This window comes from Pseudoclavibacter sp. RFBA6, from assembly GCF_002931575.1.
GTDB lineage: Bacteria > Actinomycetota > Actinomycetes > Actinomycetales > Microbacteriaceae > Pseudoclavibacter > Pseudoclavibacter terrae.
Window position 1 is genome coordinate 84,895 of the sequence record NZ_PSUA01000017.1, and the last position, 23,080, is coordinate 107,974.

The window sequence follows — 23,080 nt, forward strand, 5'->3', positions numbered from 1 at the left end:
GGCATCTCTCGTGTGGATGCGCGGGTGGGGGCGGAGGGGGCGGAGGGTGCGGAGGTGCGGGCGGGCGGAAAGCTGGCTACGCGCCGAGCTGGTCTTCCAGGTTGAAGACCTCGACGAGGGGGGATGCGGCCTGGTCGGCCCGGCCTTCGAGGCCGTCGAAGAACTGGGACATGTCAGCTTCCCAGCGTGCCGCGACGGGCGAGGCGGCGAGGTACGCGTTCGCGGCGGCCTCGTCGTCGACGTCGTAGCTGCCGAAGAGCGTGCCGTCCGGCGCGAGGAACAGCGAGTAGTTGCGTCGGCCGGCCGCCGCGATCTCGGCGAGCATCTCCGGCCACACCTCTGCGTGGCGGCGCACGTACTCGTCGATGTGCTGGGGTGCGACCTTGAGTTGGAATCCGATTCTCGGCATGAGCTCTTCCTATCTGATTGAGTGCCACGTCCTGAGCGGCGCTGATGGCTACGTGCGCCTCAGCTGACGGCCCCGCGACAGCCAGCACCGCAAACATCCGAGAAGCGCAGGCTCGTTGCGAAACGAGCATGACCTTCCCGTGTGGATGCGCGCCGACCCTCGCCCCACGACAGCTGACGGTCCCGCGACAGCCAGCACCGCAAACATCCGAGAAGCGCAGGCTCGTTGCGAAACGAGCATGACCTTCCCGTGTGGATGCACTCGAGGGGAGGGCGGATGCGCGGGGCGAGATGCGCGGGGCGAGATGCGCAGACGCCGCGCCGGGAGGTGGCCCCGGCGCGGCGTCTGCAGTTCGGTTCGGCCAGGCGACTGGCGCCCGCCTTCAGGTGTTCAGCTGTTAGAAGCTGAAGTCGCCGATGTTGTCCTTGTCGAAGACGAAGGGGTCGCCGAGCAGGACGGTGCCGTCGGCGCCGACCGTGTACTCGCCGAGCTCGCCTGCGGTGAAGGTGTCGCCTTCAGCGCCGGTGATGTCACCGGCGATGAGTGCCTGAGCTGCGAACGCCGACAGGTAGCCGAGGTCTTCCGGGTTCCAGAGGGCGAACGAGGTGACGGTGCCGTCCTCGACGAACTCGCGCATCTGGTTCGGCGTGCCGAGCCCGGTCACTGCCACCTTGCCCTTGAAGTCGGACGTCTGGATGTAGCGTGCTGCAGCCGCGATGCCGACCGTCGTGGGCGAGACGATGCCCTTGAGGTTGGGGTGCGTCTGGAGGAGAGCAGCGGTCTTGTCGAACGAGGTCTGGTCGTCGTCGTCGCCGTAGACGGTCTCGACGATGGTGATGTCGGGGTACTCGGTGCCGACGTACTCTTCCATCTTCTCGATCCAGGCGTTCTGGTTCGTGGCGTTGGCCGTTGCGGAGAGGATGGCGATCTCGCCGGATCCGCCGATCTGCTCGGCGATGAGGTCGATCTGCGCCTTGGCGATGCCGTCGGCGTCAGCCTGGTTGATGAACAGGTCGCGGCATTCCGGGTTGGTGTCGGAGTCGAAGGTGACGACCTTCGTGCCGGCGTCGCGGGCCTCGTTGAGGGCGTCGCAGATCGCCTCGGGGTCGTTGGCGGCGATGACGATGCCGCCGACGCCCTGCTGCGTGAGCGTGTTGATGTAGCTGACCTGCGCGTCTGGGGTCGCCTCGGACGGGCCGACCTCGGCGAACGTGCCGCCGAATTCGGTGGCTGCAGCCTCGCCGCCGACGCTGGAAGCCTCGAAGTACGGGTTTCCGAGGTTCTTGGGGAGGAAGGTGACGGTGAGGTTGCCGGTGTCGCCGCCGCCTGCTGCGGTGTCGTCGCCGCCGGTGGTGCATCCAGTGAGCACGAGTGCTGCACTGACTGCGAGTGCGCCAGCTGCGCTCAGCCGCTTCGTTGCGAGCTTCATGGGGTTTCCCTTCGGGTACTGAGCCGCTCGGTGTTCCGGGCGACGGTTGGGGTGTTGCGTCTAGTTGGAAGTGGTGGTCTTGGTGCTGGTCGTGCCGACCAGCGGCCTGTCCGTTTTGGCGGGCTCGGCTACCCGGGGCCGCTTTCGGCGGATCCTGGGGAGGAGGCTCGCTCCGACGACGGAGGCGATGAGGAGCACTCCCGTGATGATGTTGATGACGTCGGAGGTGACGTTCGCGAGGCGCAGGGCGCTGGCGAGGACGCCGATGAGGAGGACGGCTGCGACGACTCCGAAGAGCTTGCCGCGTCCGCCGAAGACGGAGACGCCGCCCAGCACGACGGCCGCGATGACCTGGAGCTCGAGGCCGGTCGCGTTGTCGCCTCGCGCTGAGCCGTAGCGCAGCGTGAAGTAGATGCCGGCGAGGGCCGCGAGGGCGCCGGAGAGCACGAACAGGATGAACTTCGTGCGGCCGACGGGGACGCCCGAGAAGTGGGCGGCTTCCTTGGAGAGGCCGATCGCGTAGACCCCGCGCCCGAAGGGCGTGTAGTGGAGCACGATGATGAAGATCGCGAGGAGGATGAGGAACGGGATCATGATGGCCGGCAAGGGCGTGCCCACGATCTTGGCCTTCGCGATGTCTGTCCAGAATTCGGGGAACGACGTGACCGCTGCGGTGCCGAGGACGCCGACCGCGATGCCGCGGAACAGGGCGAGCGTACCGATGGTGACGGCGAGCGATGGCAGGCCGACCTTGGTGACGAGGAAGCCGTTGAACGCTCCGCCGAGGACGCCGACGACGATCGCGGCGAGGGCGGCGACCTCGAACGGGAGGCCCGCCTGGTAGAGGGCGCCGGTGGTGACGCTGGAGAGTCCGACCATGGAGCCGACCGACAGGTCGATCTCACCGGTGATCATGATGAGCGTCATCGGGAGGGCGATGATGAGCACCGCGGCGACGTCCATGAGCAGGTAGGTGATGGTGATGGGCTGCGAGAAGCCCTTCACCGCGGCCATGGAGACGACGCACACCACGACGAGGAGGGCGACGATCGCCATCTCTCGGGTGAACAGCATCCGCCGCCAGGCTGGCTGCGAGTAGTTCTCGATGGTGCGCTGCGTGGCAGCGGACGACGTTGGGGTCGTGAGAGCGGTCATGATTCCTCCCTCGCTTCGACGAGCTTGCGGGATTGGCGGATGGCGAGGACGCGGTCGAGGACGATCGCGGCGAGGATGAGCACACCGACGACGGCGCGCTGCCAGAAGTCCGGGATGCCGACGAGCGGGAGCACGCGGTTGATGGTCATGAGGAGCATCGCGCCGATGGCCGCGCCCCAGAGGGTTCCGACGCCACCGGTGATGGCGACGCCGCCGATGACGGCCGCTCCGACCGCATCCAGTTCCCAACCGGCTCCGGCTTGGGAGCTGACGGTGCCGTAGCGGGCGACGTAGAAGACTCCGGCGAGCCCGGCGAGCGCGCCGGAGAGCACGAACGCGGTGAGCACGCGGCGCACGTCGGGGAGGCCGTAGAGCTTCGCGGCGTCCGGGTCCGAGCCGATGGCGTAGAACTCGCGGCCGGGGCGGGTGTTCTTCATGACCCAGGCGGCGATGGCGAGCACGATGACGGCGACGATCGTGAGGATCGGGATGGTGAGGATCTGACCGGTGCCGAGCCCGAGGAAGTCGCGGGGCATGTCGCTTGCATTGATGCGGCTCGATCCAGCCCACATGACGTTGATGCCGCGGTAGGCGTAGAGCGTGCCGAGCGTGATCACCATGGCTGGCACTCGCACGTAGGCGACGAGCGCGCCGTTCACGAAGCCGAGGATCGCGCCGAACAGCACGGCCGCGATGACGACGACGGGGATCGGGATGCCGGGGAAGTCGATAAAGAGGCGGCCCGTGAGGAAGGCGGTGAGGCCGATCACGGAGCCGACGGACAGGTCGACGTTTCGGGTGATGAGCACGATGGCCTGGCCGACTGCGACGAGCAGCAGGATGGACGGCGTCAGGAAGAGGTCGCGCCAGCCGTCCGGGCTGAACAGGAAGTTCGGGTTGGCGACGGTCGCGACGATGAGGACGATCGCGAGTGCGAGGAGGATGCCGAGCTCGCGCGCCTTGCCGAAGTTGCCGAAGCGGATGGCCTTCTTGGGCGGCATTGGCGCGCCGGCGGTGGGGTGCGGCCCCTGCGTGGTGGTCGTGGTCATCAGAGCACCACCGTCACTGCGCCGGTCGCGGCGCGCATGACGCTCTCGCTGGTGGCCTGGCTGCGGTCGATCTCCTGGGAGATGCGGCCTTCGTGCATGACGAGCACGCGGTCGGCCATGCCGAGGACTTCTGGGAGCTCCGAGGAGATCATGAGGATTCCCATCCCGGTGCCCGCGAGCTGGGAGAGCAGGCGGTGCACTTCTGACTTGGTGCCGACGTCGATGCCTCGCGTCGGCTCATCGATGATGAGGAGCTTGGGGTTCGTCGCGAGCCATTTGGCGATGACGACCTTCTGCTGGTTGCCTCCGGAGAGGGTGCCGGCGATCGTGTCGAGCGCCTGCGCCTTCACCTCGAGCTTCGTCGCCCATTCGCGGGCTTCGTCGTGCTGCTTGCGGCCGTTGATGACGCCGAGCTTCGTGAGCTGGTTCAGGATGACGCTCGTGATGTTCTCGCCGACTCCGGAGTCGACGACGAGGCCCTGCTTGCGGCGGTCTTCTGGGATGAGCGCGAGGCCAGCCTGCATGGCGGCGACGGGCGATCCGGGCTTGACGGTCTTGCCGTCGACCGTGACGCGGCCCGACTTGTACTTGTCGACGCCGAAGACGGCGCGGGCGACCTCGCTGCGGCCGGCGCCGACGAGGCCGGCGAGGCCGACGATCTCTCCGGAGCGGACGGTGAAGCTGATGTCGTGGAAGATGCCTGGGCTCTCGAGGTCCTCGACGACGAGCACCGGCTCGCCGATCACGGCCTCCTGCTTCGGGAACAGCTCGGTGACCTCGCGGCCGACCATCTGCTGCACGAGCGCATCCACTGTCGTCTCGCTGATGAGGTTCGTCGCGATGTAGCTGCCGTCGCGCATGACGGTGACCTTGTCGCAGAGCGCGAAGACCTCGTCGAAGCGGTGGGAGATGAACATGAGGCCGCGGCCCTCGTCGCGCAGGCTGCGGGCGATGGCGAAGAGGCGGTCGACCTCGACGCCGGAGAGGGCTGCTGTCGGCTCGTCCATGATGAGGACTCGTGCGTTGAGCGAGACGGCCTTGGCGATCTCGATGACCTGCTGGTCGGCGATCGAGAGGCCCTCGGCCGGGCGGTCGGGGTCGATGTTGACGCCGAGTCTGGCGAAGAGCGCCTTGGCCTCGTCGCGCATCGCTGCGCGGTTGATGCGGCCGAAGCGGTTCGTGGGCTGGCGGCCCATGAAGATGTTCTCGGTGACCGAGAGGTCGGGGAAGAGCGTCGGCTCCTGGTAGATGACCGCGACGCCTGCGGCCTTCGACTGGGCCGTGGATGTGAAGTTGACGTCTTCGCCGCCGAGCTGGAAGGTGCCGGCGTCGCGCTGGTAGAGGCCAGCGACGATCTTGACGAGCGTGGACTTGCCGGCGCCGTTCTCACCCACGAGTGCGTGGATGGAACCGGACTCGACGGCGATCGTGCCGGATCGGAGTGCGACGACGGATCCGAATGACTTCTGCACATCGCGCAGCTCGAGTACGACTTGCGAACTCGTCACGGTGGCTCCGTTCTCTTCGTTGAGTATTGCGGGGTGTTGAGGGAGGTGCTCTGGATTGAGCGTTGTGATCCGCTTGGCGTTCACCGACTTTGTGAATCGTTTCAAGCGACTGGATGTGACACTACGCGACGCTCGCAGAAAACGTCAAGCGGGGGATGCGGACTTGTTACACGGGAGCGTCACGCGCCACCGGGGCTCGGGACCAGCGCGCCCTCCAACCCCAAGAATGCCCGCTCGATCGCCGAGTGGGCACTCTCGCGCGAACCGGCGTTCGTCGCCCACCACGAGAGAGCCTCCGCCATCGTCGCCTGGACGGCCGCGCTCGCCGCCCGCACGACCAGGTCGTCCGGACCGAGGCCCAGCCTGCGCGCCAGGAACGCTGCCGTCTCCGCTCGCCACCCCGAGTACGCATCGGGGCGGGACGACAGCTCGGGCGGCATGGCCGCGATGGCGCGGAGCCGGAGACGCGCGGTCGGCTCATCTTCCGCCTCGAGGTCGAACACCCTGCCGACCGCGACCGCGAGCGCCTGCAGCACCGGCAGCTCGGGATCCACCGTGGCGAGTTCGCGCCTCAACGCCTCGTGCCCACCTTCCGCGCCCTGCCAGACGATGTCGGCCTTGGACGGGAAGTGGCGGTGCAACGTGCGCACACTGATGCCAGCCTCCGCGGCGAGCTGCGCCATCGTGACGTGCCCGTATCCGTCGCGGAGGATGATCTGCAGCATCTGACTGCGGAGCTGGCCGTGATCCGCGGACGCGGGACGACCGGGCCGTCGTGTCTCACTCATAGCCACATTGTTCCTCCTTGCCGACGTCGGAGTATTGACATACTCTGCCAATACTCGCTCAGAACTCAACGTGGAGGTCTCATGCCGTACCCGTTCCCGGACGTCTCGACAGCGCCCATCACCGACCTCATCTCGCTGAGAGGGCGCCGCGCAGTCGTCACCGGTGGAGCACAGGGTCTCGGCCGCACCATCTGCGAACGGCTCGCCGAAGCCGGCGCCGACCTCCTCATCATCGACCTCGACCTCACAGGCGCCGAGGCGGCAGCCGAGCAGATCGCGACGCAGCACAAGACACGAGCCATCGCCACTGCGGCCGACGTGAGCCGAACCGAGTCCATCGCCGCCGCCGCAGACCTCGCCGCAGAGCAGCTCGGTGGCATCGACATCTGGGTCAACAACGCGGGCATCTTCCCGAACGCGCCCGTGCTCGACATGCCAGACGAGATGTGGGACCAGGTGTTCGCGGTGAATACCCGCGGCGCCTTCCTCGGCTCGCGTGAAGCCGCGAGGCACATGAGCCAGGGCGGCTCGGGCGGCGTGATCGTGAACATCATCTCCACGGCAGGGTTCAAGGTCGGCTTCCCCGGCATGGCCGCCTACGCGAGCTCCAAGCACGCCGCCAACGGCCTCACGAAGTCACTCGCACTCGACCTCGCGCCGATGGGGATCCGCGTGCTCGGGGTCGCCCCGAGCTACGTGCCGACCGAGGGGAACATCGCCGCAGCCGCAGCCGGGATGGAAGCCGCGAAGGCCGCCGGTGTGGAACTGCCAGACCTCGACGTCATGAACCAGAGCCTGATCGGCCGCAACGGCACTCCGGATGACATCGCGCGCGTCGTGCTGTTCGCCGCGAGCGACCTGTCGATGATCATGACCGGCAGCACGCTGCTCGCCGACGCCGGGGAGACGATCTGATGTCCACGCCGAGTGTCCTGATCTTCCTCGCCAGCGACGACAGCCGTTGGATCACCGGCCAGAACTTCAACGCCGACGGCGGGGCTGTCATCCAGGCCTGAGCTCGCCACCCCCGCCCCCCCCCCCCCCCCGAGCAGTCGAGGGAGCGGGGTTTTCCTCCCTTCACATGAATCGTTTCACAGGCGAATCGAACCCACACATCCTGCCTCGCGCAGGGAAAGGAACACCCGTGCCCCAACCAACTCGAGGCCGCCAGCGCCGCACCGTCGCGCTCGCGACGGCAGCGACCTTCTCGGTCCTCCTCACTCCACTGCTCGCCGCCCCGGCGACTGCCGAGCCGATCACTCCCCCGGCGACGACACCCGTCATCGACGCCGCCGCGTTCGCCGATCCGCCCGCATCCGTCCGACCGATGTTCCGGTGGTGGATGCCGCTCGCGTACACCGAGGACAGCGTGCTGCGCGAGCAGCTCGACCAGATCGCCGCCTCCGGAGCCGGCGGCGTCGAGGTCGCGCCGTTCATCGTCGCCGGCGAGGGCAATCAGAGCAACGCGTTCCTGGCCGAGTACGGCTGGGGCACACCCGCATGGGCCCACAAGATGGAGGTCATCACCGAGAAGGCCGCCGAGCTGGGCCTCATCGTCGACCAGAACCTCGGGCCGCACTACCCGCCGACCGTTCCCACTCTGAACAGCTTCAACCAACCGGAAGCAGAACAGCAGCTCATCTTCGGCTGGTCAGCTCACGCGCCCGGTGAGACGATCGCCGGCGCCCTGCCGGCGCCCCTGACGACGCCGCCCTCGGTCGCGACGAAGCTCGCCGAGGCGGCGACCGCGGGTCAGACGAGCCTGACCGTCTCGAGTCTCGGCGGCTTCGCGATCGGCGACGTCGTGACGCTCGGGGCGGATGGATCATCTGAGAAGGTCAGCGTCACGGCCGTCGGCGACCGCCTCGGCACGACCGGAACACTGACCGTGACCCCGATCTCGGCCGATCACGCGGCCGACGCGCCCCTCGTGAACGTCGCAGAGACCACTCGCCTCCGCACGGTGATCGCGCAGTGCGAAGCCGACTGCGCACCCGGCAGCGAGGGCCCCGCCGCGCTTGTGCCCGGCACCATCCTCGACGTGACCGACAAGGTCGTCGACGGGCAGCTCGACTACACGTTCCCGACCGACGGCACCCGCTGGGCCGTCATCGACTTCCAGCAGACCGCATCCGGCCTCGTCGGGCAGCGCGGCGGCTACACGGCGACGCAGCCCAACTACGTCGTCGATCACCTCGGCAGAGGCGGCGTCGACATCCAGGCCGACTTCTGGGACGAGAACATCCTCACCGACGCAGTCAAGGCGAACCTCGACAAGGTCGGCGGCGGCGCCATCTTCGAGGACTCCCTCGAGCTCGGCGAATCCCAGAAATGGACCTGGAGCTTCCTCGAGCAGTTCGAGGAGCGCCGCGGCTACGACGCAACCGAAGTCCTCCCCGCCCTGGCCGGCATCGGCATCCAGGGGGCGCACGAGGCGGCGTTCGAGATCGGCGACATCGGCGACAAAGCCCGCGAGGACTACCGCGAGACGGTCAGCGACCTGTTCATCGACGAGTACGTGACCCCCATGCAGTCGTGGGCGCAGACGCACGGCCTCGACTTCCGCGTGCAGGCGTACGGGCTCCCCACCTCCACGTCGCACGCCTCCTCGGCAGCCGGCATCCCAGAGGGCGAGTCGCTGAACTTCGGCAGCCCCAACCCGCTCGGCGCCGAGCAGAACTACCGCGTCGTCAGCGGGGGCGCTCACCTCGCAGGCAAGGACGTCGTCTCGGTCGAATGCTGCGCCGTCTTCTTCGGCGGCTACCGCTCCGGCATGGCCGGACCCAACATCGGCGGGCAGTTCTCGGACAGCGGCGAGGGCTCGGTCCTCGGCGGCAAGTACTCGCAGGGCCTGCTCGACAGCGTCTACAAGAGCTACGCGGGTGGCGTGAACCAGCTCGTGTGGCACGGTTTCGCGTACCCGGATGCCCCCACCGGGGTCGGGATAGCGGGTCGCGATGGCGGCACCTGGCCCGGCTACCAGCCGTGGGACATCTTCGGCGCGCTCAACGTGAACGACGTCTTCGGACCCCGCCAGGCCAACTGGGAGGACATGACGGGTGTCAACGATGCCCTCGCCCGCACCCAGTACGTGCTGCGCGAAGGCCAGGCGAAGCTCGACCTGGGCGTCTACTACGAGGATCTCGGCCTCAAGGGCTCGTCGGTGAGCGGCCAGCAGGCTGAGCAGCACATGCTCGGCACCGACTCCGCGACCTCGTCGGCCGGGTACACCTACGACTACTTCGCACCCCAGTTCCTCGCAGAAGAGGGCCTGGCACCGGATGCGGACGGCGGCCTGTTCGGCGACCGCTCCGGGTACAAGGCGGTCGTCCTCAACGACCAGCGCACGATCTCCCTCGATGGGGCACGCTCGCTGCGGGATCTCGCGAAGCAGGGCCTGCGGGTCTACGTCGTCGGGCAGGCGCCGAGCGAGCTGACCGGGGCTGAGCCTGGCGCCGAGGAGCTGGCGACCGTCGTCGCGGAGCTCCTCGCGCAGCCCAGCGTCACGCAGCTCGCAACCGAGGCGGAGCTGCCCTCGGCTCTCGGCGGCGACTCGATCACGCCCGCCGCGACCCCGAGCGGTCAGGGCTCGGCGCTCGGCCTCGTGCGGCGCGCAGCCGACGGCGTCACGTACGACTTCGTGTACAACCGATCCGGCGAGGCAGTCCAGCAGACGCTGACCCTCGCAGGCACCGGCCGCCCCTACCAGCTGGACCCGTGGTCCGGCGAGGTGAGGCCGGTCGGCGAGTTCACGCAGGACGGTGACAGCGTCACGGTCTCCATCGACGTCGCCGCTCACGACACCGCCATCTTCGCGCTCGTCGACGAGACGCAGCCGGGCACGCATGCGGTCGCGAGCGACGCGCAGGTGCTCGCACCTGCGGCGGACGGCAGCGTCTCCGTGCGCTCGACCGGTGACGGCACGTTCCGCACGGAGTTCAGCGACGGCACGTCCACGACGACCGAGGTCAGCGGACTGGCACCGGCTCAGGGGCTGACCGCCTGGTCGCTGGCCGCTCAGACGTGGGGCCCGGGGCCGGACTCCACCGGCATGACGGCGTCCAAGACGCTCAAGACCGACCAGCAGGCCATCGAGATCACCGCAGACGTTGACGGAAAGCTGCCGTCCTGGCTCGAGATCTCCGGTGATGTCGACCTGAGCAGCGCGTCCGGACCCGGCACCTACAGCACCACGGTCACCCTGCCCGACACCTGGAAGGAAACGGACGGCGCCTACCTCGGACTCGGTGACGTGCTCGACACCGCCCAGGTCTGGGTGAATGGGCAGCAGGTCACGGTGAACCAGGCCGACAGATCGCGCATCGACCTCGGTCAGCACCTCGAGCCCGGTGACAACTCGGTCGTCGTGCGCGTCGCCACCACCATGTTCAACGCCGTCAAGGCGACCGGCGACTCGAACTACCAGACCGCAGAGAACCAGCGCACCGGACTCATGGGTCCCATCACGCTGACCCCCTACCGCGACACGGTCGCGCTCGCCGCGCCCGAGCCGACCGTGAGCCCCGAGCCGACGGGCGAGCCCACGCCGCAGCCGACCTCAACGGGCGGGACGGGCAACGGCACCACAGCACCGACGCCGGCACCAGGTGATGGCAGCGGGTCAGGAGATGGCGGCTCTGACGCTGACGGCCAGGACGGCGACCTCGCCACGACGGGCGTCGACGGCAGCCTCGCCGGCTTCCTCGCGCTCCTCGGGGTCGTCCTCGCGGGCACAGGGACGGCGTTCCTCATCAAGAAGCGCCGCGAACGCATGACCAGCGAGTAGTCCAGAGCAGAACCGAGCGCGGCCCCTGCATCCACGAACCTGTGGATGCAGGGGCCGCGTTGGTCAGACTCCAGCCTCCTCAGGCATGCCCGGTCCGCCTCCTGCCGCAGGTCGAAGATGGCCGCGCGCACGTCGTTCAGACGCCGAGATGAACGATTGCGGCGGAACCATTCGCTGCCACAGGTTTCCTTCGGAGAAGCGACCGCTTCCGTCGCTGCCGCTCCAAGAACGCGTCGAGCACTCGCACCGGGCCACCAGCCACCCAACCACGCGGGTCGAGCGAGGACGATTGCGCACGCGAAGGCTGGCGCGATCAAGACAAGGGAAATGACCTCCACGGCGCACCGGAAACAACCTGGCTCACCGGCGCCGCGCCGCACAAAAAGAAGCAGAAGCACGGCCCACATGCCAGGCAACAGAACAGGGCGGTGGCGAGCATGCACTACCGGGACCCTGGTGGCAACGCACGTGAAGCCACGTTTAGCCCAGGAGGAACTGAATCCTCAGTGCTTATTCGTGGTCCACCCTCGTGGACTCCGGCACCTGACTCCGGCACCAGAAACGATCGTTTTCGGCGGGTGCTCCGGGTGCCGGTGCCCGCGCTATGGCGTCTGGCTCCGGTGCCTGGTGACGGCGACATAGTTGCCACAGCGGGATGAGCAGTACGCTCTGCGGCCGTTGCGACTGGTGTCTACAAAGACGAGCCCGCAGGAGTCTCGGCCGCAGACGCCCAGTCTTGTTCCTTCGGATTCGACGATGAAGAAGGCGAGACCTCCGCTTGTGACGGCGCGGACCCTGGTGACTACGTCTTCGTGGTCGGCCTTGAAGTGCAGGTGCGGGCGAAGCTGGTCATGGATGGTGAGGTAAGCCCGAGATGTCCCTTGTTCCAGCATCTCGTTGGTGGTCGCGCACAGTTCTTCGAGGTTACTGGCGGAGAAGACCTTCCGCAGCGTGCCCACCCAATCCCGCAGGGCGTGAGAGGCGGTGTCGGTCAGCGTGGACCGCCGGATCTCATGGTTGTGCAGAATTGCGGCTGCGGCGGCGTTCGACCAGCCGGTACGTGCGAGGTTGACGAGATCGGCGGCGAGCATCGGGCCGGTCATGTTGTCATGGTTGAACTGCATTGACACATTGCATCACAGTTACGATCATGAGCCTCTTAGCAACAGCGATCGTTCCGATCATTCTTCTTCTGGCCGCCGGCGCGGTGATTCGGCGCTGGTTCGTCACCGAACCCGCTTTCTGGCGTGGTCTGGAGTGGATGAGCTATCGGGTGTTCACTCCAGCGCTTTTCATCTCATCGATCGCGGCCGCCGACCTCAGCGTCGTTCCGATCGGTCCACTCGCCCTCAGCCTCGCGGTCCCGATCGTCGCCGCAGCCGGTCTCGTCGTCTCTCTACGAAGACCGTTGCGGGCCAACGGCCCTCAACTGACTTCGATGGTTCAGGGCACGATCCGCATCAACACCTACATCGGGCTGATCTTCGCGACCGCACTCCATGGGGTGAACGGTGCGGCAACTTTCGCACTGGCCAGCGCGATCGTCGTACCGCTCGTGAATGTGATCTGCGTAAGTGTTCTCGCGCGACATGGAGAGCGGCCTGCGACACTGCGTCGAGTCCCGATCTGGCGGGCACTGCTTGAGAACCCTCTCATCCAAGGGGTCGCGGTCGGCCTGGTGCTCAATCTCACTGAGACCGTGCTGCCCACATTCCTCTCTTCGACGCTAAGCCTTCTGGCTGCGCCCGCACTCGTATGTGGCACGCTCATCTCTGGCGCCGCGATGCACCTGTCCTTCCGACGACGCGATGTTCTCGACGTAGGCGTGACCGCGATCCTGAAGCTGGTCGCGCTGCCATTGGGGGCCGCAGGGATTGCACTCTCCCTAGGCGTCGACGGGCCGACCCTCACCAGCATTGTTCTGATCTCCGCGGTTCCCACAGCGCCGTCTGCATATGTGCTCGCTTCGCGAATGGGAGGAGACACACGCTTGATGGCGTCGATCACGGGCATACAGACGATTCTCGCCACGGTCAGCATGCCTGCGATCCTCGCGGCCGTTCAGATGCTCGCCCCCTGATGCAGCGAGAGTCGGACCTACCGTCGCCGCCGCGCCCGGTGCGCGGCCACGACGACGATCGTGCAGATGACGGCTAAAGCCGCGATGTCCGAGATCAGGATGAGGGCGTCAGCCACGCGCCGTCCCTCACGGCGGAAGCTGCGAAATCCCGGAAGTCTCTCGCAGGACGGCCGAGCACGTCCGCGATGTCGGACGAGACGGTCTGCAGCGCTCCGGCGGCAATGTTGGCGTAGAGCGTGGCGGACAAGCGCGCCCACTCCTCAGGTACGCCGTATCCGATCTGTTCTGCCACGTAGGCATCGACCTCGAGGGGCGTGTAGGTGATGGTGCGCCCTGTCGCCGCGCTGAGCTCCTGCGCGACGTCGGCGAACGTCAACAGGCGTGGCCCTGTGAGCTCATATGTGCGACCTGCGTGAGAGTCGTCGGTGAGAGCGAGGGCTGCGACTTCAGCGATATCGTCGGCGTCCACGAAAGCCTCGGCACCGTGGCCGGCGGGCAGACGCAGGTCACCGGCGTCCACGAAGGGAGCGAGGAAGTCTTCGCTGAAGTTCTGGTTGAACCAACGCAGACGCAGGACGGCCAATCCGAGTCCCGCCTTGGTGAGTTCCGCTTCTGCGGCTTGAGCGAGCCGAAACGCTGCGTGACCATCATCCGGAACGGAGACGAGAACGGCGCGGGTCGCGCCACTCGCGACGACCAGCTCACCGAAGGCACGGAACTGGTCAGCGACCGACGGGTCGTGAAGGGACGTGGTCACGATGTAGACCGCGGCGACGTCTTTCACCGCATCGGGCCAGGTGGAGTCGTCATCCCAATCGAAGCGGATTTCCGAGTTCCGAGAAACAGCTCGCACATCCTGTCCGCGTTCGCGGAGCAGTTCTGCGACGCGACGACCGGTCTTGCCGGTGCCGCCGGTGACAAGGATGGTGCCATTGCTCATGGTTCTATTCCAATCAATTGAGTGAGGGGTTGGTCGAGAACGTGACGACACCGGCTGCGGCGTGTGGCGCTAGCCGATGATGAAGATCAGGGTCGTGACGGAGGCTGCGGAGCCAAGGAAACAGAGCGATGCAAGTTTCCAGCTGGGTTTCGTTTCGCCGGTCGCATAGCGGTCGTATGCGCGTTGGAGGAGACCGCGTACGCGATCTTTCAGGACGAGTCCAAGAATCAGAATTACGAGCGTCGGGAAGGCGTACACCGCGGTGTACGCGGCGAGAAGCGGCACCGCTATGGGGGGTTGGATGCCGGCGTCGATGATGCGTTCGACAGCCAGGAACAGGGGGAACGCATTGGGGATGTCTCCGAGTGTCGCCAGTAGCCCCAGTGGGAGGGCTGTCCACGCGTTGACCCAGGAGGGGAGCCCGAACGCCTTCCGGGGGCGAGCTTTCAACTTGCGGATGCCGATCGCCAGCAGGAAGATCGCTAGCGCGGTGAAGAGAATCCGGCGCAACCAAAGCGTGAGATCGGCGAGCATCGATTCGGCGAACGTTGCTCCGAAATACAGCAACAGGGTAATCGCGAAGAACGAAGCGAATGCGCCCAACGCATAGGCCCACCCGGTAGACGCAGGACGCTTCGCGGCGAGGAGGATGATCACGACGACCCAGATGGTGGAAACGTTGATCGAATCCAGGAGGGCGAGCCCAGTGAGGCTCCACACCAAGGAGGCCGACATCATGCAGAAACCCGAGACGCGGCCAGATGTCCGCGTCGCCGCATCCACATCTCCAATGGCACGGTCACCAGAGGCGGGATCGCTGCAAGAAGCGCGAGGATAGCGACCCACCACCGCCATCGGAGAATGACCGCGGCCGTGATGGCGATCACGATATAGACGAGGAACATACCCCCGTGCAGAGCACCGAAGATTCTCACCCCGACGTCGGTCGTCTCCGTGACGTACTTGAGGAACATCCCCACGAGAAGACCCGCCCACGTGAGCGCCTCGAGACAAGCCGCAACGACGAACACTTTCGCCATCACCGGCAACGGCGCCCTGTGACTCGCAGAAGCGTTCACGGAAGATCCGCGTCCGTTGCTCCGGTGACGAGTGCGTCCACGGAACGTGCGAGATGTTCTGCGAGAGCCTCCCGCAGCTTGCGTGGCATCGGTGTGGCGCCGATGGAGTTGTTGAGCCAGAGCCCGTCCGCGGCGAGGTAGATGATCATCTTCTGCAGGGCGGCCGGATCCGCGGGATCGATGCTCGTGGGATCCGGGGACCACCGTCCGATGACCTCTTGCCAAGGACGGTTCAGCGTCTCGTCGCTAGATGCTTCGAGCATGAGCAGCAGCTCCGGTCCAGTGACGCTCTGCACGCTGACCCGCGCATATGCCGCGAGCCGCTCGTCCTGCGTGGCATCTTCCGGGCGACGACCCAGGGCATTGATGAGTTGCTGCTCCCACTGCTGGGCCTGATGTTCGTGCAGTGCGAGCACCATCGCATCCTTCGAGGGGAAGTGGTACAGCAGCCCGCCTTTGGTCATCCCGGAGGCGGTGGCGACAGAGTCGAAGGTGACAGCCGTCACCCCGTGGCTCTTCACAACAGACAAAGCGGCGTCGAGGATGACCTCACGTTTACTGGTTCGCACGGTTCTTTCCCTTGATCAGTGCTCGGAATGCAGTTGCGACTGGGTGCCCGGCAGATACGTCCGCAGCAGCACCCCGGTGACAGCCGCGCCGATAGCCAGCACCACCGCGACGATGATCATGACCACCAGATATGCGGAGTCCAACGCCGCCGACGCGGCGGCGATGATCGCGGTGTCACCGTTCGCAACCTGGAGAGCATCGGTGATGCCCTCGCGGGCGGCGTCCGGGGCGCCGGCGGGCAATACGACAGTGGCGCTGAAGATCAGGCTCAGGGCGCTTCCGAGTAGAGCCACCGCGGTGAGACTGCCGAATTCGTACGACACTTCCTCAACGGAAGCGGCCATCCCCGCCCGATTCACCGGCACATTCCCGATGATCGCCGTCGACGCCACAGACATCGCCGCACCGAGCCCCGCACCGGTCAGAAGCAGCCCGACGATGAGGAGTCCGAACGAGGTCTGGAAACCGATGATGGTCACGACTGTGCCGACAGTGCCGAACCCGAGCCCGCCGGCGACGAGGGCAAGGAGCCCCACCCGGTGCAAGAATGCCCCACCGAGCATCGCGGTCGGCAATGACCCGACGGCCACGGCAGCGACGAGCAAACCCGCCTCGAGCGGGCTGAACCCGGCAACCAACTGGAAGCGCTGAGTGGTGACCAGCTGAATGCCAGCGCTTGCGAACATGGCGAACGCTGCCGCGAGCACCCCCGACGTGAATGCGGCATTACGGAATATCGAGAACTCGATCAGCGGCTGCGTCATGCGCCGCTGCCGACGGGCGAAGAGGAAGAAGCCGATCGCCGCGACGAGAACTGCAGCGACCAGGGTCGGCACGGACGGCGGGATATGTCCAAGTTCCTTGATGGCGAAGACAGTTCCGACCAGGCCGACCATGACTTGGAGGGAGGAGATCGCGTCCCATTTCTTAGACGGATCCGGATGGTTCGCCGGTCGCAGGATCAGGGTCGCGATCAACGCGAGGATGACCACCGGCACGTTCACGAGGAACACGGAACCCCACCAGAAGAACTCCAGCAGCGTCCCGCCCACGATCGGGCCGAGTGCGCTTCCGATGACTGCGATGCTGCCCCACACGGCGATGGCGATGTTGCGTTCACGTTCGATCGTGAAGTTGGTGCGGATGAGCGCCAAAGTCGCCGGCATCATCGCCGCTGCTCCCACTGCGAGCACGGCGCGAGAAGCGATCAGGATCTCCGGGGTGGGTGAGAAGGCCGCCAGAAGCGACGCCCCACCGAAGACCACCAACCCGATGATGAACATTCGCGTGTGCCCGACACGGTCACCGAGCGTCCCGCTGCCCAGGAGCAGTCCCGCCATCACCAATGGGTAGGCGTTGATGATCCAGAGCCCCTGGATGCTCGATGCTCCCAACTCCGCTGTCAGCGTCGGCAACGCCGTGTAGAGAATCGAATTGTCCAGGGTGATCAGCAGCAGGCCGGCTGTGACCGTCACCAGCAAGGACCAGCGCTGCCGCTTCGTCAAAATCGTCATTTCGTCTCAATCTTCGGGAGTCATAACTATACCAGATGAAAGGTACAGTTATGGTCACGATTCAGATGCAAAGCTGCTCCCTGCGCGCCATGCCATCGCTATGCCTTCCCGAACACGAGGGGCCGCCGTGGGGTGAACCTCTCTGGAGTTCCTTCTGATCTCTGGCGTAAGTCAGGCGCTGTTGGACAGGAGACGCCGCCTCAATTCGCCTGCTGCCTGGTCCCATCGTTTAGGGCGCTGCTCCCAGGCAACCGAGGCCACGTCGAGCCACCCCCGAGATGATGCCCTGGGCGCGCCGAAACAGGCTTGCGGGGCACGTTTGCGGCAATCATTTCGAGATCCATCGGGCACGCCCGCCGAAAACGATCGTTTGTGGGCGAGAGGTCGAACTGGTCGCCCTCGACTGTGACTTGCGACGATAAATGTCATCGTTCCCGCGTCGCTTATCGTCCGATCAGAAGTGCTTCCTGGGCTGCGTCGACGGCCTCCGGGGTCAGGCGCGTGCGCCTGTTGATGTCGAGGATGCGGTTGACCTGGGTGACGAGCCGGTCGGCGAGGCGGAAGTTTCCGTTGGTTGCGCGGACGATCGCGGCGAGAGCTGCCGTGTGGGCGAGACCGGAGTCGTCCGGGTCGGGGTCCGGTAGGCGCTGTGCGACGACGGCGGTGAGTTCGTCGCTTCGGAGGGTCCGGTATTCGTGGGCGAAGCCGATGCGGCTGTAGAGCTGAGGGTAGCGGGCGAGTCGCTTCTCAATACCGGGCATGCCGATGAGGATGACGCCCATTCGGTGGCGGTCGTAGAAGTCGCGGACCTGTTCGAGTCCGGCGGTCTTGAGCCGGTCGGCTTCGTCGATGATGAGCAATTCGGTGTTCCCGCTGTATTGGGATTCGGCGTGAACATAGGGGTCGACGTGGCCGTGCTGGGCGTAGTCGATTGCCCAGGAGATGTGCTGGCAGGCCCGGGGTAGGCCTTGATCGATCTGCTTGATGGTCGCCGCGACGGTTGGGGTGAAGAACGCGGTTCGGCTCTCTTGGACTGCTTCGGGCACGGGCGGCAGGGCGCCCGCGCTGCGCGAGAGCGGGTGCCACTGCTCCCATTCGTCGGTGCCGGCGTAGTGTCGGGCGGATAGCGTCTTGCCGATCCCGGGTGGTCCGTAGCAGAGGCCGATGTAGCGGTGTGAGCGGACGGTGTCTGCGAACTCCGTGAACCGGCGGTGCTCCCGCGTGGTCACGAACGCGGGCCGCGTGTCTGCGTGGGGTGGTGGTGCTTCTTTGAATTCGGCGAAGTGGCCGCTGAGGAATCGGCGCCCGTCGTCGCCTGGTTCGAAGAGGACGGAGATGGGTTTGCTGTCGTCTGGCTCAGTCGTTGGCATAGGTTCTCAGTCCGTGTCGGGCCGGGGGTGGCGTTGCGCGGTCGGGTGCACTCTCCGGCACAGGGGCAACGTCGGGGCGGTGGCGGGTGTCTTCAGGTAGTGAGCCAGCGTGAGTGGTGAGCTCGCGCAGTTGCTGTTTCAGGGCGCGGCGTTGCTTGTTCCTCGCCGCCTGCAGGTCGGTGAAGGACACGGTTTCGGAGGAGCGTTCGGGCGCGATCGCACGACACAAGAACGTGTTGTCGTGGAACACTCGCACCTCGCCGAGGTCGCGGGGGTCGTACCGCACCGTGACGTCTTCGCCGACGTATGCGGCGAGGATAGGTGAGATGTATCGGGTCGATGCGAAGCGGATCCCGTCGCGTTGCACACGTCGCGTTGCCGCGGCAGTCAGCAGGAGAGAATCGAGGTCTTCCGGGTGTGCGGGCATTCGAGGGATGAAGCTGTCGCTCCGCCATCGTGCGTGCGGGGCCCCGCCAGTCGCTGAATGCGCTCGTTCGTTGTACTCGTTGACGATGAATCGCTCGAGCACGTCATCGAGTTGGTGCAAGGTCAGGCTGGGTTCGCTGACGGGTGCCCCGCCGGTGCCGTGCGGGATGAAGCCGGGCAGGTGCGGCAGCAGCTCGGTCGTGATGGTTCGGTAGGACCGTTCGATCTTGCCGCGCCCCTGCGGAACGCCGACCCGGGAGTGGATCAGGCGCACGTGTAGGTCGAGGCAGACGTGTTCGATCCTGGTCGAGGTGAAATCGGACCCATGATCGCTATAGAGGATGTCCGGGAGGCCCGACACCACCCACTTCGGGTTTCGTTTCCGAGCGACGGCCTGATGAAACGCCAGTGCGGAGTTTTCAGACGTTGGTGCTGAAACGCCCACCGTGTAGCCGGCGATCACTCGCGAGTAGTCGTCGAGCACGATCGTGAGCCACGGCCGGACGGGTTGTTGCCGGTCGTTGAGGATCATCACATCGAGCAGGGTGTGGTCCATCTGCCACTGCTCATTCGGGGCGGACGTCGAGCGGCGGTAGACCAGCTCGAACCTGTCCCGGTACGCCGCGTCCCCGCCGTCCGCAAGGGCCGTCAGACCCGGGTCGAGCGCGCGGACGATCTCGCGGACCGTGGTGTATCCCGGGGCCGGCAATCCGCGATCCCGAGCAATGTCACCGATGCGACGGTGGATATACGCGATCGTCGGTGCTGGCCGGCGCACAGCAAGCGCCTCGATTGCTGTAACCAGTTCGGCGGCAGTGCGCGTCGATCCCTTATCGCGCGAGGTGCTCTCGCGAGCTGACCCGTCTCCATCCGAGTTGCCCAGCGTTGCAGAGTCCGCACCGCAACGCCGGCGTGCTCCGCAAGACGCGTCCACGGCACACCGTCCTGGTGTTGGCGCACAAGCTCGGCCTTCTGCCGGTCGCTGAGGTGCGCCATGATCCCTCGTCAGGCCCGCTCGACGTGCTCGGCCAAGTGCCGATAGATCGTGGGCCGGGACACCTCGAACGTGTCGGCAATCTCCTGCACGGTGTGGCCGCCCTCGTCATACATCGCCCGGGCCTGACGAATCTTCGTCGGCGTCATCTTGAACTTCGGGCCACCCTTCCGCCCGCGTGCGCGGGCGGCCGCGAGGCCGTCGTGCGTGCGCTCCACGATGAGGTCATGCTCGAACTCCGCGATCGCAGCGAGCATGTGGAAGAACAACCGGCCACCCGGCGTGGTGGTGTCGATGCCCTGCGACAAGGCCTTTAACCCGACCCCACGCTGCTGCAGCTCATCCGCGACCTGTTTGAGGTTTCGGACCGACCGGCCGAGCCGGTCCAGTTTCGTCACCACGAGCGAGTCGCCCTCGCGCAGATACCCGAGGGCTTCTGTCAGCGCCGGTCTCTTCGCCAACGTGCCGGATGCGCGTTCGACGAAGATCTTGTCGCAACCTGCAGCGTCGAGCGCATCGGTCTGGCCGTCCGGATTCTGGTCTCGGGTCGAGACGCGGGCGTAACCGATCGTGGCCATGCCTCAGCGTAACGCGAACGCCGCCTGCTTTACATAGATTGCCGACACGAGTCATGAGACACGACTCGCCGAACTCGGCGCGATGATCGCCGATTGCCTCATGAACGGTCGTCCGCGACACAGGCACATCGCCCCCGGCCTGAGGAGTCCGTCGCCGGATTAGTGCGCAGCTCGCGGCAGCCATCAATCCGTCGGGGTGCGGGTGGGCACTTGGTCCCAGGACTGGTCACCGAAGTCACTCACCACAGTCCAGATGTCTGGCCCTGGCGCTGCGAGATGAGCTTCGACGCCATGTGTGATGTGCACGATCTAGGCTGCGGTGAGCTTCTCGACGGTGTTCCAGAGGTCGCGCTCGCGGGTGCGATCGTACGATTCGTCCGATGACCGGTCGACTTTCGCGCGGTCGACGTAGGAACCGGTCGACGCTGTGGTCTTGCCCAGGACGACGTCGGCGAGGTAGCGACCTGCGTCTTTCTGGCTGGTGGCCATTGAGGTGAGGGCCATGAGGGCCATGAGGGGCATGACGCGGCCCATCATGAATCGGGACACGGCGTCTGCGTTGCGGGCCAGGCCCGTTCCGGGGACGAAGCCGGGGTTGTACGACACGACGTCGATGCCCTTCGGGAGGCGGCGGGCGTACTCGTGCACGAGGTAGATGGCCGCCAGCTTGCTGGTCGAGTACGCCGTGCGGCCCGCGGCCGTTGTGGTGGGCTTGGCGAACGCCGACGTTTTCGCGAGCTTCTCCGGTGCCTGCCAGACCGGTCCGGGAACCATGCCCATGTTGTGCTTGAAGTCACCGAAATGGGTGTCGCTGACGGTGATCGTGATCCGCGAGTTCGGAACGAAGTGCTTCTCCAGTGCGCGGATGAGGACGTGGTTCGCGAGGACGTTGACCGTGAAGGTGGCCTCGTATCCATCGGCTCCCTCGGTGAGGGCGTTGGTGTACTGGATGCCGGCGTTGCCGACGAAGCCGTGCAGGGGCGGCAGTTCCCCGCGCTCCAGCTGGGTGGCGATCTCGGCCGCCGCGGACCGGACGCTGTCCAGGGACCCGAGGTCCGCCGACACCGACGACACCGACCGCCCGCCCTTGCTGAGCTCCGAGGCGACGGTGCGACCACTGTCGCCCCGGGCGACGACGACGAGGTGGACCCTGGGGTCGCTCTGAAAGATCGCCTCGGCGGCGATGCGTCCGATGCCGCGACTTGCGCCGGTCATGACGAGTGTGTGGGTGGCGGCCATGTCAGGCCCTTTCCGTGGAAGGCGTCGCACCGGTCGGTACTCGAGAGACATTTCCAGGGCGGGAGGATGCCAACCAGTGCCCTGAACGACAGTGGGACCGGCAGTACCAGCCAGGAAGCCGGGCCGAGGGGCGAGGATGGGAGCGTGGACACCAGCAGCGACACCCTCGGCAGCCTCCTGCGCGCGTGGCGTGATCGTCTGTCGCCGGCGGACGCCGGCATCACCGCCAGCCGAACCCGGCGCGCATCAGGGCTCCGACGGGAAGAGCTCGCCGATCTCGCGGGACTGTCGGTGGACTACGTCGTCCGGCTCGAACAGGGTCGCGCCCATCACCCCTCCGCCCAAGTCATCGGCGCCCTCGCCCGGGCGCTGCATCTCAACGACGCGGAACGGGATCACCTCTACCGTGCCGCAGGGCTGCTCCCGCCGGCGAAGAGTCATATCAGCACCCACATTCCCCCTGGTGTGCAGCGCCTCATCGCGCGCCTCGGCGACAACCCCTTGGCCGCATTCACGGCCGACTGGAACCTGCTGTCCTGGAATCCCCTCTGGTCGGCCCTTCAGGGCGACCCCTTCGTCATGCCGACGGCGCAACGGAACCTCGCGCGGATGATCTTCGGGAACGTCGAGAGCCGTCAATACCTGCGACCGTCTGTTTCTGCGAACGGCCCCGACCAGTTCGAAGCGGCGATCGTGGCCGATCTTCGTACTGCGTCCAGCATCTACCCCGACGATCCAGGCCTGCGGAGCCTCATCCGAGAGCTGAGGAGAACGAGCCCCGTGTTCGACGAACATTGGAGCCGAGCCGCCGTCGGCCACCACACGACCGATCAGAAGGCGATCACCCACCCCGACGTCGGAACGATAACCCTCGACTGCGACGTGCTGACCGTCCCCGGCTCGGATCTCAAGCTCGTCGTCTATTCCGCTCCTACCGGCAGTCCTGACACCGGCAAGCTCGACTTCCTTCGGATCACCCGCGGCGTAGCCGTCACGGACGCCCACATCACGGCCTGACTGCCGCTTCCTTCGAGGATCGCAAGCGCCGCCGAGTGACTGGCCCGAAGCTCGGGGACGGCGCCCGCTCTCCTCAGCCGGGTCAGGAGCAGCGTGAGGCTCGTGGGCTATCGCCGTTCGTGTCCTGTAAGGAGATCCCCTATCGGGTT

At 66.3% G+C, this 23,080-nt stretch carries 21 protein-coding genes; 4 read left to right on the forward strand and 17 right to left on the reverse strand.

Annotated features, from left to right (window positions below; translation table 11 throughout):
- Positions 1-76: 76 nt before the first annotated feature.
- From C5C17_RS17735 to C5C17_RS17760, 6 genes are all read right to left on the reverse strand, one after another.
- Entirely contained in the window at positions 77-409 is a 333-nt protein-coding gene (locus tag C5C17_RS17735; RefSeq protein ID WP_104244631.1) for an L-rhamnose mutarotase, read from the reverse strand.
- Between the two features lie 397 nt (positions 410-806).
- Positions 807-1,838: a rhamnose ABC transporter substrate-binding protein gene (gene rhaS, locus C5C17_RS17740; protein WP_104254722.1), complete on the reverse strand. Its 1,032-nt coding sequence runs from the start codon at positions 1,836-1,838 to the stop codon at positions 807-809.
- A gap of 60 nt (positions 1,839-1,898) precedes the next feature.
- Positions 1,899-2,993 carry an ABC transporter permease gene (locus C5C17_RS17745; RefSeq protein WP_104254723.1) on the reverse strand — a complete coding sequence of 365 codons (1,095 nt, stop codon included), beginning with the start codon at positions 2,991-2,993 and terminating at the stop codon, positions 1,899-1,901.
- Entirely contained in the window at positions 2,990-4,042 is a 1,053-nt protein-coding gene (locus C5C17_RS17750; RefSeq protein WP_104254724.1) for an ABC transporter permease, read from the reverse strand. Before C5C17_RS17750 ends, C5C17_RS17745 begins: the two co-directional genes overlap by 4 nt.
- Positions 4,042-5,550, reverse strand: coding sequence for a sugar ABC transporter ATP-binding protein (locus tag C5C17_RS17755; protein ID WP_104254725.1), 1,509 nt, complete (start codon positions 5,548-5,550; stop codon positions 4,042-4,044). The genes C5C17_RS17750 and C5C17_RS17755 overlap by 1 nt, the downstream gene beginning before the upstream one ends.
- A 179-nt stretch (positions 5,551-5,729) precedes the next feature.
- Complete coding sequence (locus tag C5C17_RS17760) at positions 5,730-6,338, reverse strand: TetR/AcrR family transcriptional regulator (RefSeq protein ID WP_104254726.1); 609 nt, start codon at positions 6,336-6,338, stop codon at positions 5,730-5,732.
- Positions 6,339-6,419: 81 nt separating this feature from the next.
- On the opposite strand from C5C17_RS17760, the gene C5C17_RS17765 reads away from it, so the two are divergent.
- Both C5C17_RS17765 and C5C17_RS17770 read left to right on the forward strand, forming a co-directional pair.
- Entirely contained in the window at positions 6,420-7,253 is an 834-nt protein-coding gene (locus tag C5C17_RS17765) for an SDR family NAD(P)-dependent oxidoreductase (protein ID WP_104254727.1), read from the forward strand.
- 229 nt (positions 7,254-7,482) lie between these two features.
- The gene (locus C5C17_RS17770; protein ID WP_181028664.1) at positions 7,483-11,124 is read left to right on the forward strand and encodes a glycosyl hydrolase; all 3,642 of its coding nucleotides are present in this window, start codon (positions 7,483-7,485) and stop codon (positions 11,122-11,124) included.
- Positions 11,125-11,726: 602 nt separating this feature from the next.
- Here C5C17_RS17770 and C5C17_RS17775 read toward each other — a convergent pair.
- Positions 11,727-12,248 carry a CGNR zinc finger domain-containing protein gene (locus C5C17_RS17775; RefSeq protein WP_104254729.1) on the reverse strand — a complete coding sequence of 174 codons (522 nt, stop codon included), beginning with the start codon at positions 12,246-12,248 and terminating at the stop codon, positions 11,727-11,729.
- A gap of 26 nt (positions 12,249-12,274) precedes the next feature.
- Here C5C17_RS17775 and C5C17_RS17780 point away from each other — a divergent pair, with 26 nt between their 5' ends.
- Complete coding sequence (locus C5C17_RS17780) at positions 12,275-13,204, forward strand: AEC family transporter (RefSeq protein WP_104254730.1); 930 nt, start codon at positions 12,275-12,277, stop codon at positions 13,202-13,204.
- Positions 13,205-13,298: 94 nt separating this feature from the next.
- Here the strand turns inward: C5C17_RS17780 and C5C17_RS17785 are convergent, their stop codons facing one another.
- The 10 genes from C5C17_RS17785 to C5C17_RS17825 all read right to left on the reverse strand — a co-directional run bounded on the left by C5C17_RS17785 (position 13,299) and on the right by C5C17_RS17825 (position 21,890).
- Complete coding sequence (locus C5C17_RS17785; RefSeq protein WP_104254731.1) at positions 13,299-14,144, reverse strand: NmrA family NAD(P)-binding protein; 846 nt, start codon at positions 14,142-14,144, stop codon at positions 13,299-13,301.
- A gap of 69 nt (positions 14,145-14,213) precedes the next feature.
- On the reverse strand, positions 14,214-14,882 hold the full coding sequence (locus C5C17_RS17790) for a GAP family protein (RefSeq protein WP_104254732.1): 669 nt from the start codon (positions 14,880-14,882) through the stop codon (positions 14,214-14,216).
- Complete coding sequence (locus C5C17_RS17795) at positions 14,879-15,223, reverse strand: DUF3817 domain-containing protein (protein WP_258066283.1); 345 nt, start codon at positions 15,221-15,223, stop codon at positions 14,879-14,881. The genes C5C17_RS17790 and C5C17_RS17795 overlap by 4 nt, the downstream gene beginning before the upstream one ends.
- Positions 15,220-15,792: a TetR/AcrR family transcriptional regulator gene (locus tag C5C17_RS17800; protein ID WP_104254733.1), complete on the reverse strand. Its 573-nt coding sequence runs from the start codon at positions 15,790-15,792 to the stop codon at positions 15,220-15,222. Before C5C17_RS17800 ends, C5C17_RS17795 begins: the two co-directional genes overlap by 4 nt.
- 15 nt (positions 15,793-15,807) lie before the next feature.
- A complete protein-coding gene (locus tag C5C17_RS17805; protein WP_104254734.1) occupies positions 15,808-17,307 on the reverse strand; it encodes an MFS transporter in 1,500 nt (499 codons plus the stop codon).
- Between the two features lie 443 nt (positions 17,308-17,750).
- The gene (locus C5C17_RS17810) at positions 17,751-18,677 is read right to left on the reverse strand and encodes an AAA family ATPase (RefSeq protein WP_104254735.1); all 927 of its coding nucleotides are present in this window, start codon (positions 18,675-18,677) and stop codon (positions 17,751-17,753) included.
- Positions 18,664-19,659, reverse strand: coding sequence for a Mu transposase C-terminal domain-containing protein (locus C5C17_RS17815; protein WP_308471320.1), 996 nt, complete (start codon positions 19,657-19,659; stop codon positions 18,664-18,666). Before C5C17_RS17815 ends, C5C17_RS17810 begins: the two co-directional genes overlap by 14 nt.
- Before the next feature lie 92 nt (positions 19,660-19,751).
- The gene (locus tag C5C17_RS19045; RefSeq protein ID WP_258066284.1) at positions 19,752-20,099 is read right to left on the reverse strand and encodes a helix-turn-helix domain-containing protein; all 348 of its coding nucleotides are present in this window, start codon (positions 20,097-20,099) and stop codon (positions 19,752-19,754) included.
- Positions 20,100-20,108: 9 nt separating this feature from the next.
- The gene (locus C5C17_RS17820) at positions 20,109-20,675 is read right to left on the reverse strand and encodes a recombinase family protein (protein WP_104254736.1); all 567 of its coding nucleotides are present in this window, start codon (positions 20,673-20,675) and stop codon (positions 20,109-20,111) included.
- Between the two features lie 309 nt (positions 20,676-20,984).
- Positions 20,985-21,890 (reverse strand): SDR family NAD(P)-dependent oxidoreductase, encoded by a 906-nt coding sequence (locus tag C5C17_RS17825; protein WP_181028665.1) that lies wholly within the window; start codon positions 21,888-21,890, stop codon positions 20,985-20,987.
- 168 nt (positions 21,891-22,058) lie between these two features.
- On the opposite strand from C5C17_RS17825, the gene C5C17_RS17830 reads away from it, so the two are divergent.
- Positions 22,059-22,931 (forward strand): helix-turn-helix transcriptional regulator, encoded by an 873-nt coding sequence (locus C5C17_RS17830; RefSeq protein ID WP_258066285.1) that lies wholly within the window; start codon positions 22,059-22,061, stop codon positions 22,929-22,931.
- The last annotated feature ends 149 nt before the right edge of the window (positions 22,932-23,080 follow it).

Coding starts and splice junctions, on each gene's coding strand:
- C5C17_RS17750 (WP_104254724.1), bottom strand. CDS start 4,042: ATGACCACGACCACCACGCAGGGGCCGCACCCCACCGCCGGCGCGCCA.
- C5C17_RS19045 (WP_258066284.1), bottom strand. CDS start 20,099: ATGGCGCACCTCAGCGACCGGCAGAAGGCCGAGCTTGTGCGCCAACAC.
- C5C17_RS17825 (WP_181028665.1), bottom strand. CDS start 21,890: ATGACCGGCGCAAGTCGCGGCATCGGACGCATCGCCGCCGAGGCGATC.
- C5C17_RS17820 (WP_104254736.1), bottom strand. CDS start 20,675: ATGGCCACGATCGGTTACGCCCGCGTCTCGACCCGAGACCAGAATCCG.
- C5C17_RS17745 (WP_104254723.1), bottom strand. CDS start 2,993: ATGACCGCTCTCACGACCCCAACGTCGTCCGCTGCCACGCAGCGCACC.
- C5C17_RS17790 (WP_104254732.1), bottom strand. CDS start 14,882: ATGATGTCGGCCTCCTTGGTGTGGAGCCTCACTGGGCTCGCCCTCCTG.
- C5C17_RS17815 (WP_308471320.1), bottom strand. CDS start 19,659: ATGGACCACACCCTGCTCGATGTGATGATCCTCAACGACCGGCAACAA.
- C5C17_RS17760 (WP_104254726.1), bottom strand. CDS start 6,338: ATGAGTGAGACACGACGGCCCGGTCGTCCCGCGTCCGCGGATCACGGC.
- rhaS (WP_104254722.1), bottom strand. CDS start 1,838: ATGAAGCTCGCAACGAAGCGGCTGAGCGCAGCTGGCGCACTCGCAGTC.
- C5C17_RS17785 (WP_104254731.1), bottom strand. CDS start 14,144: ATGAGCAATGGCACCATCCTTGTCACCGGCGGCACCGGCAAGACCGGT.
- C5C17_RS17735 (WP_104244631.1), bottom strand. CDS start 409: ATGCCGAGAATCGGATTCCAACTCAAGGTCGCACCCCAGCACATCGAC.
- C5C17_RS17765 (WP_104254727.1), top strand. CDS start 6,420: ATGCCGTACCCGTTCCCGGACGTCTCGACAGCGCCCATCACCGACCTC.
- C5C17_RS17780 (WP_104254730.1), top strand. CDS start 12,275: ATGAGCCTCTTAGCAACAGCGATCGTTCCGATCATTCTTCTTCTGGCC.
- C5C17_RS17805 (WP_104254734.1), bottom strand. CDS start 17,307: ATGACGATTTTGACGAAGCGGCAGCGCTGGTCCTTGCTGGTGACGGTC.
- C5C17_RS17810 (WP_104254735.1), bottom strand. CDS start 18,677: ATGCCAACGACTGAGCCAGACGACAGCAAACCCATCTCCGTCCTCTTC.
- C5C17_RS17775 (WP_104254729.1), bottom strand. CDS start 12,248: ATGCAGTTCAACCATGACAACATGACCGGCCCGATGCTCGCCGCCGAT.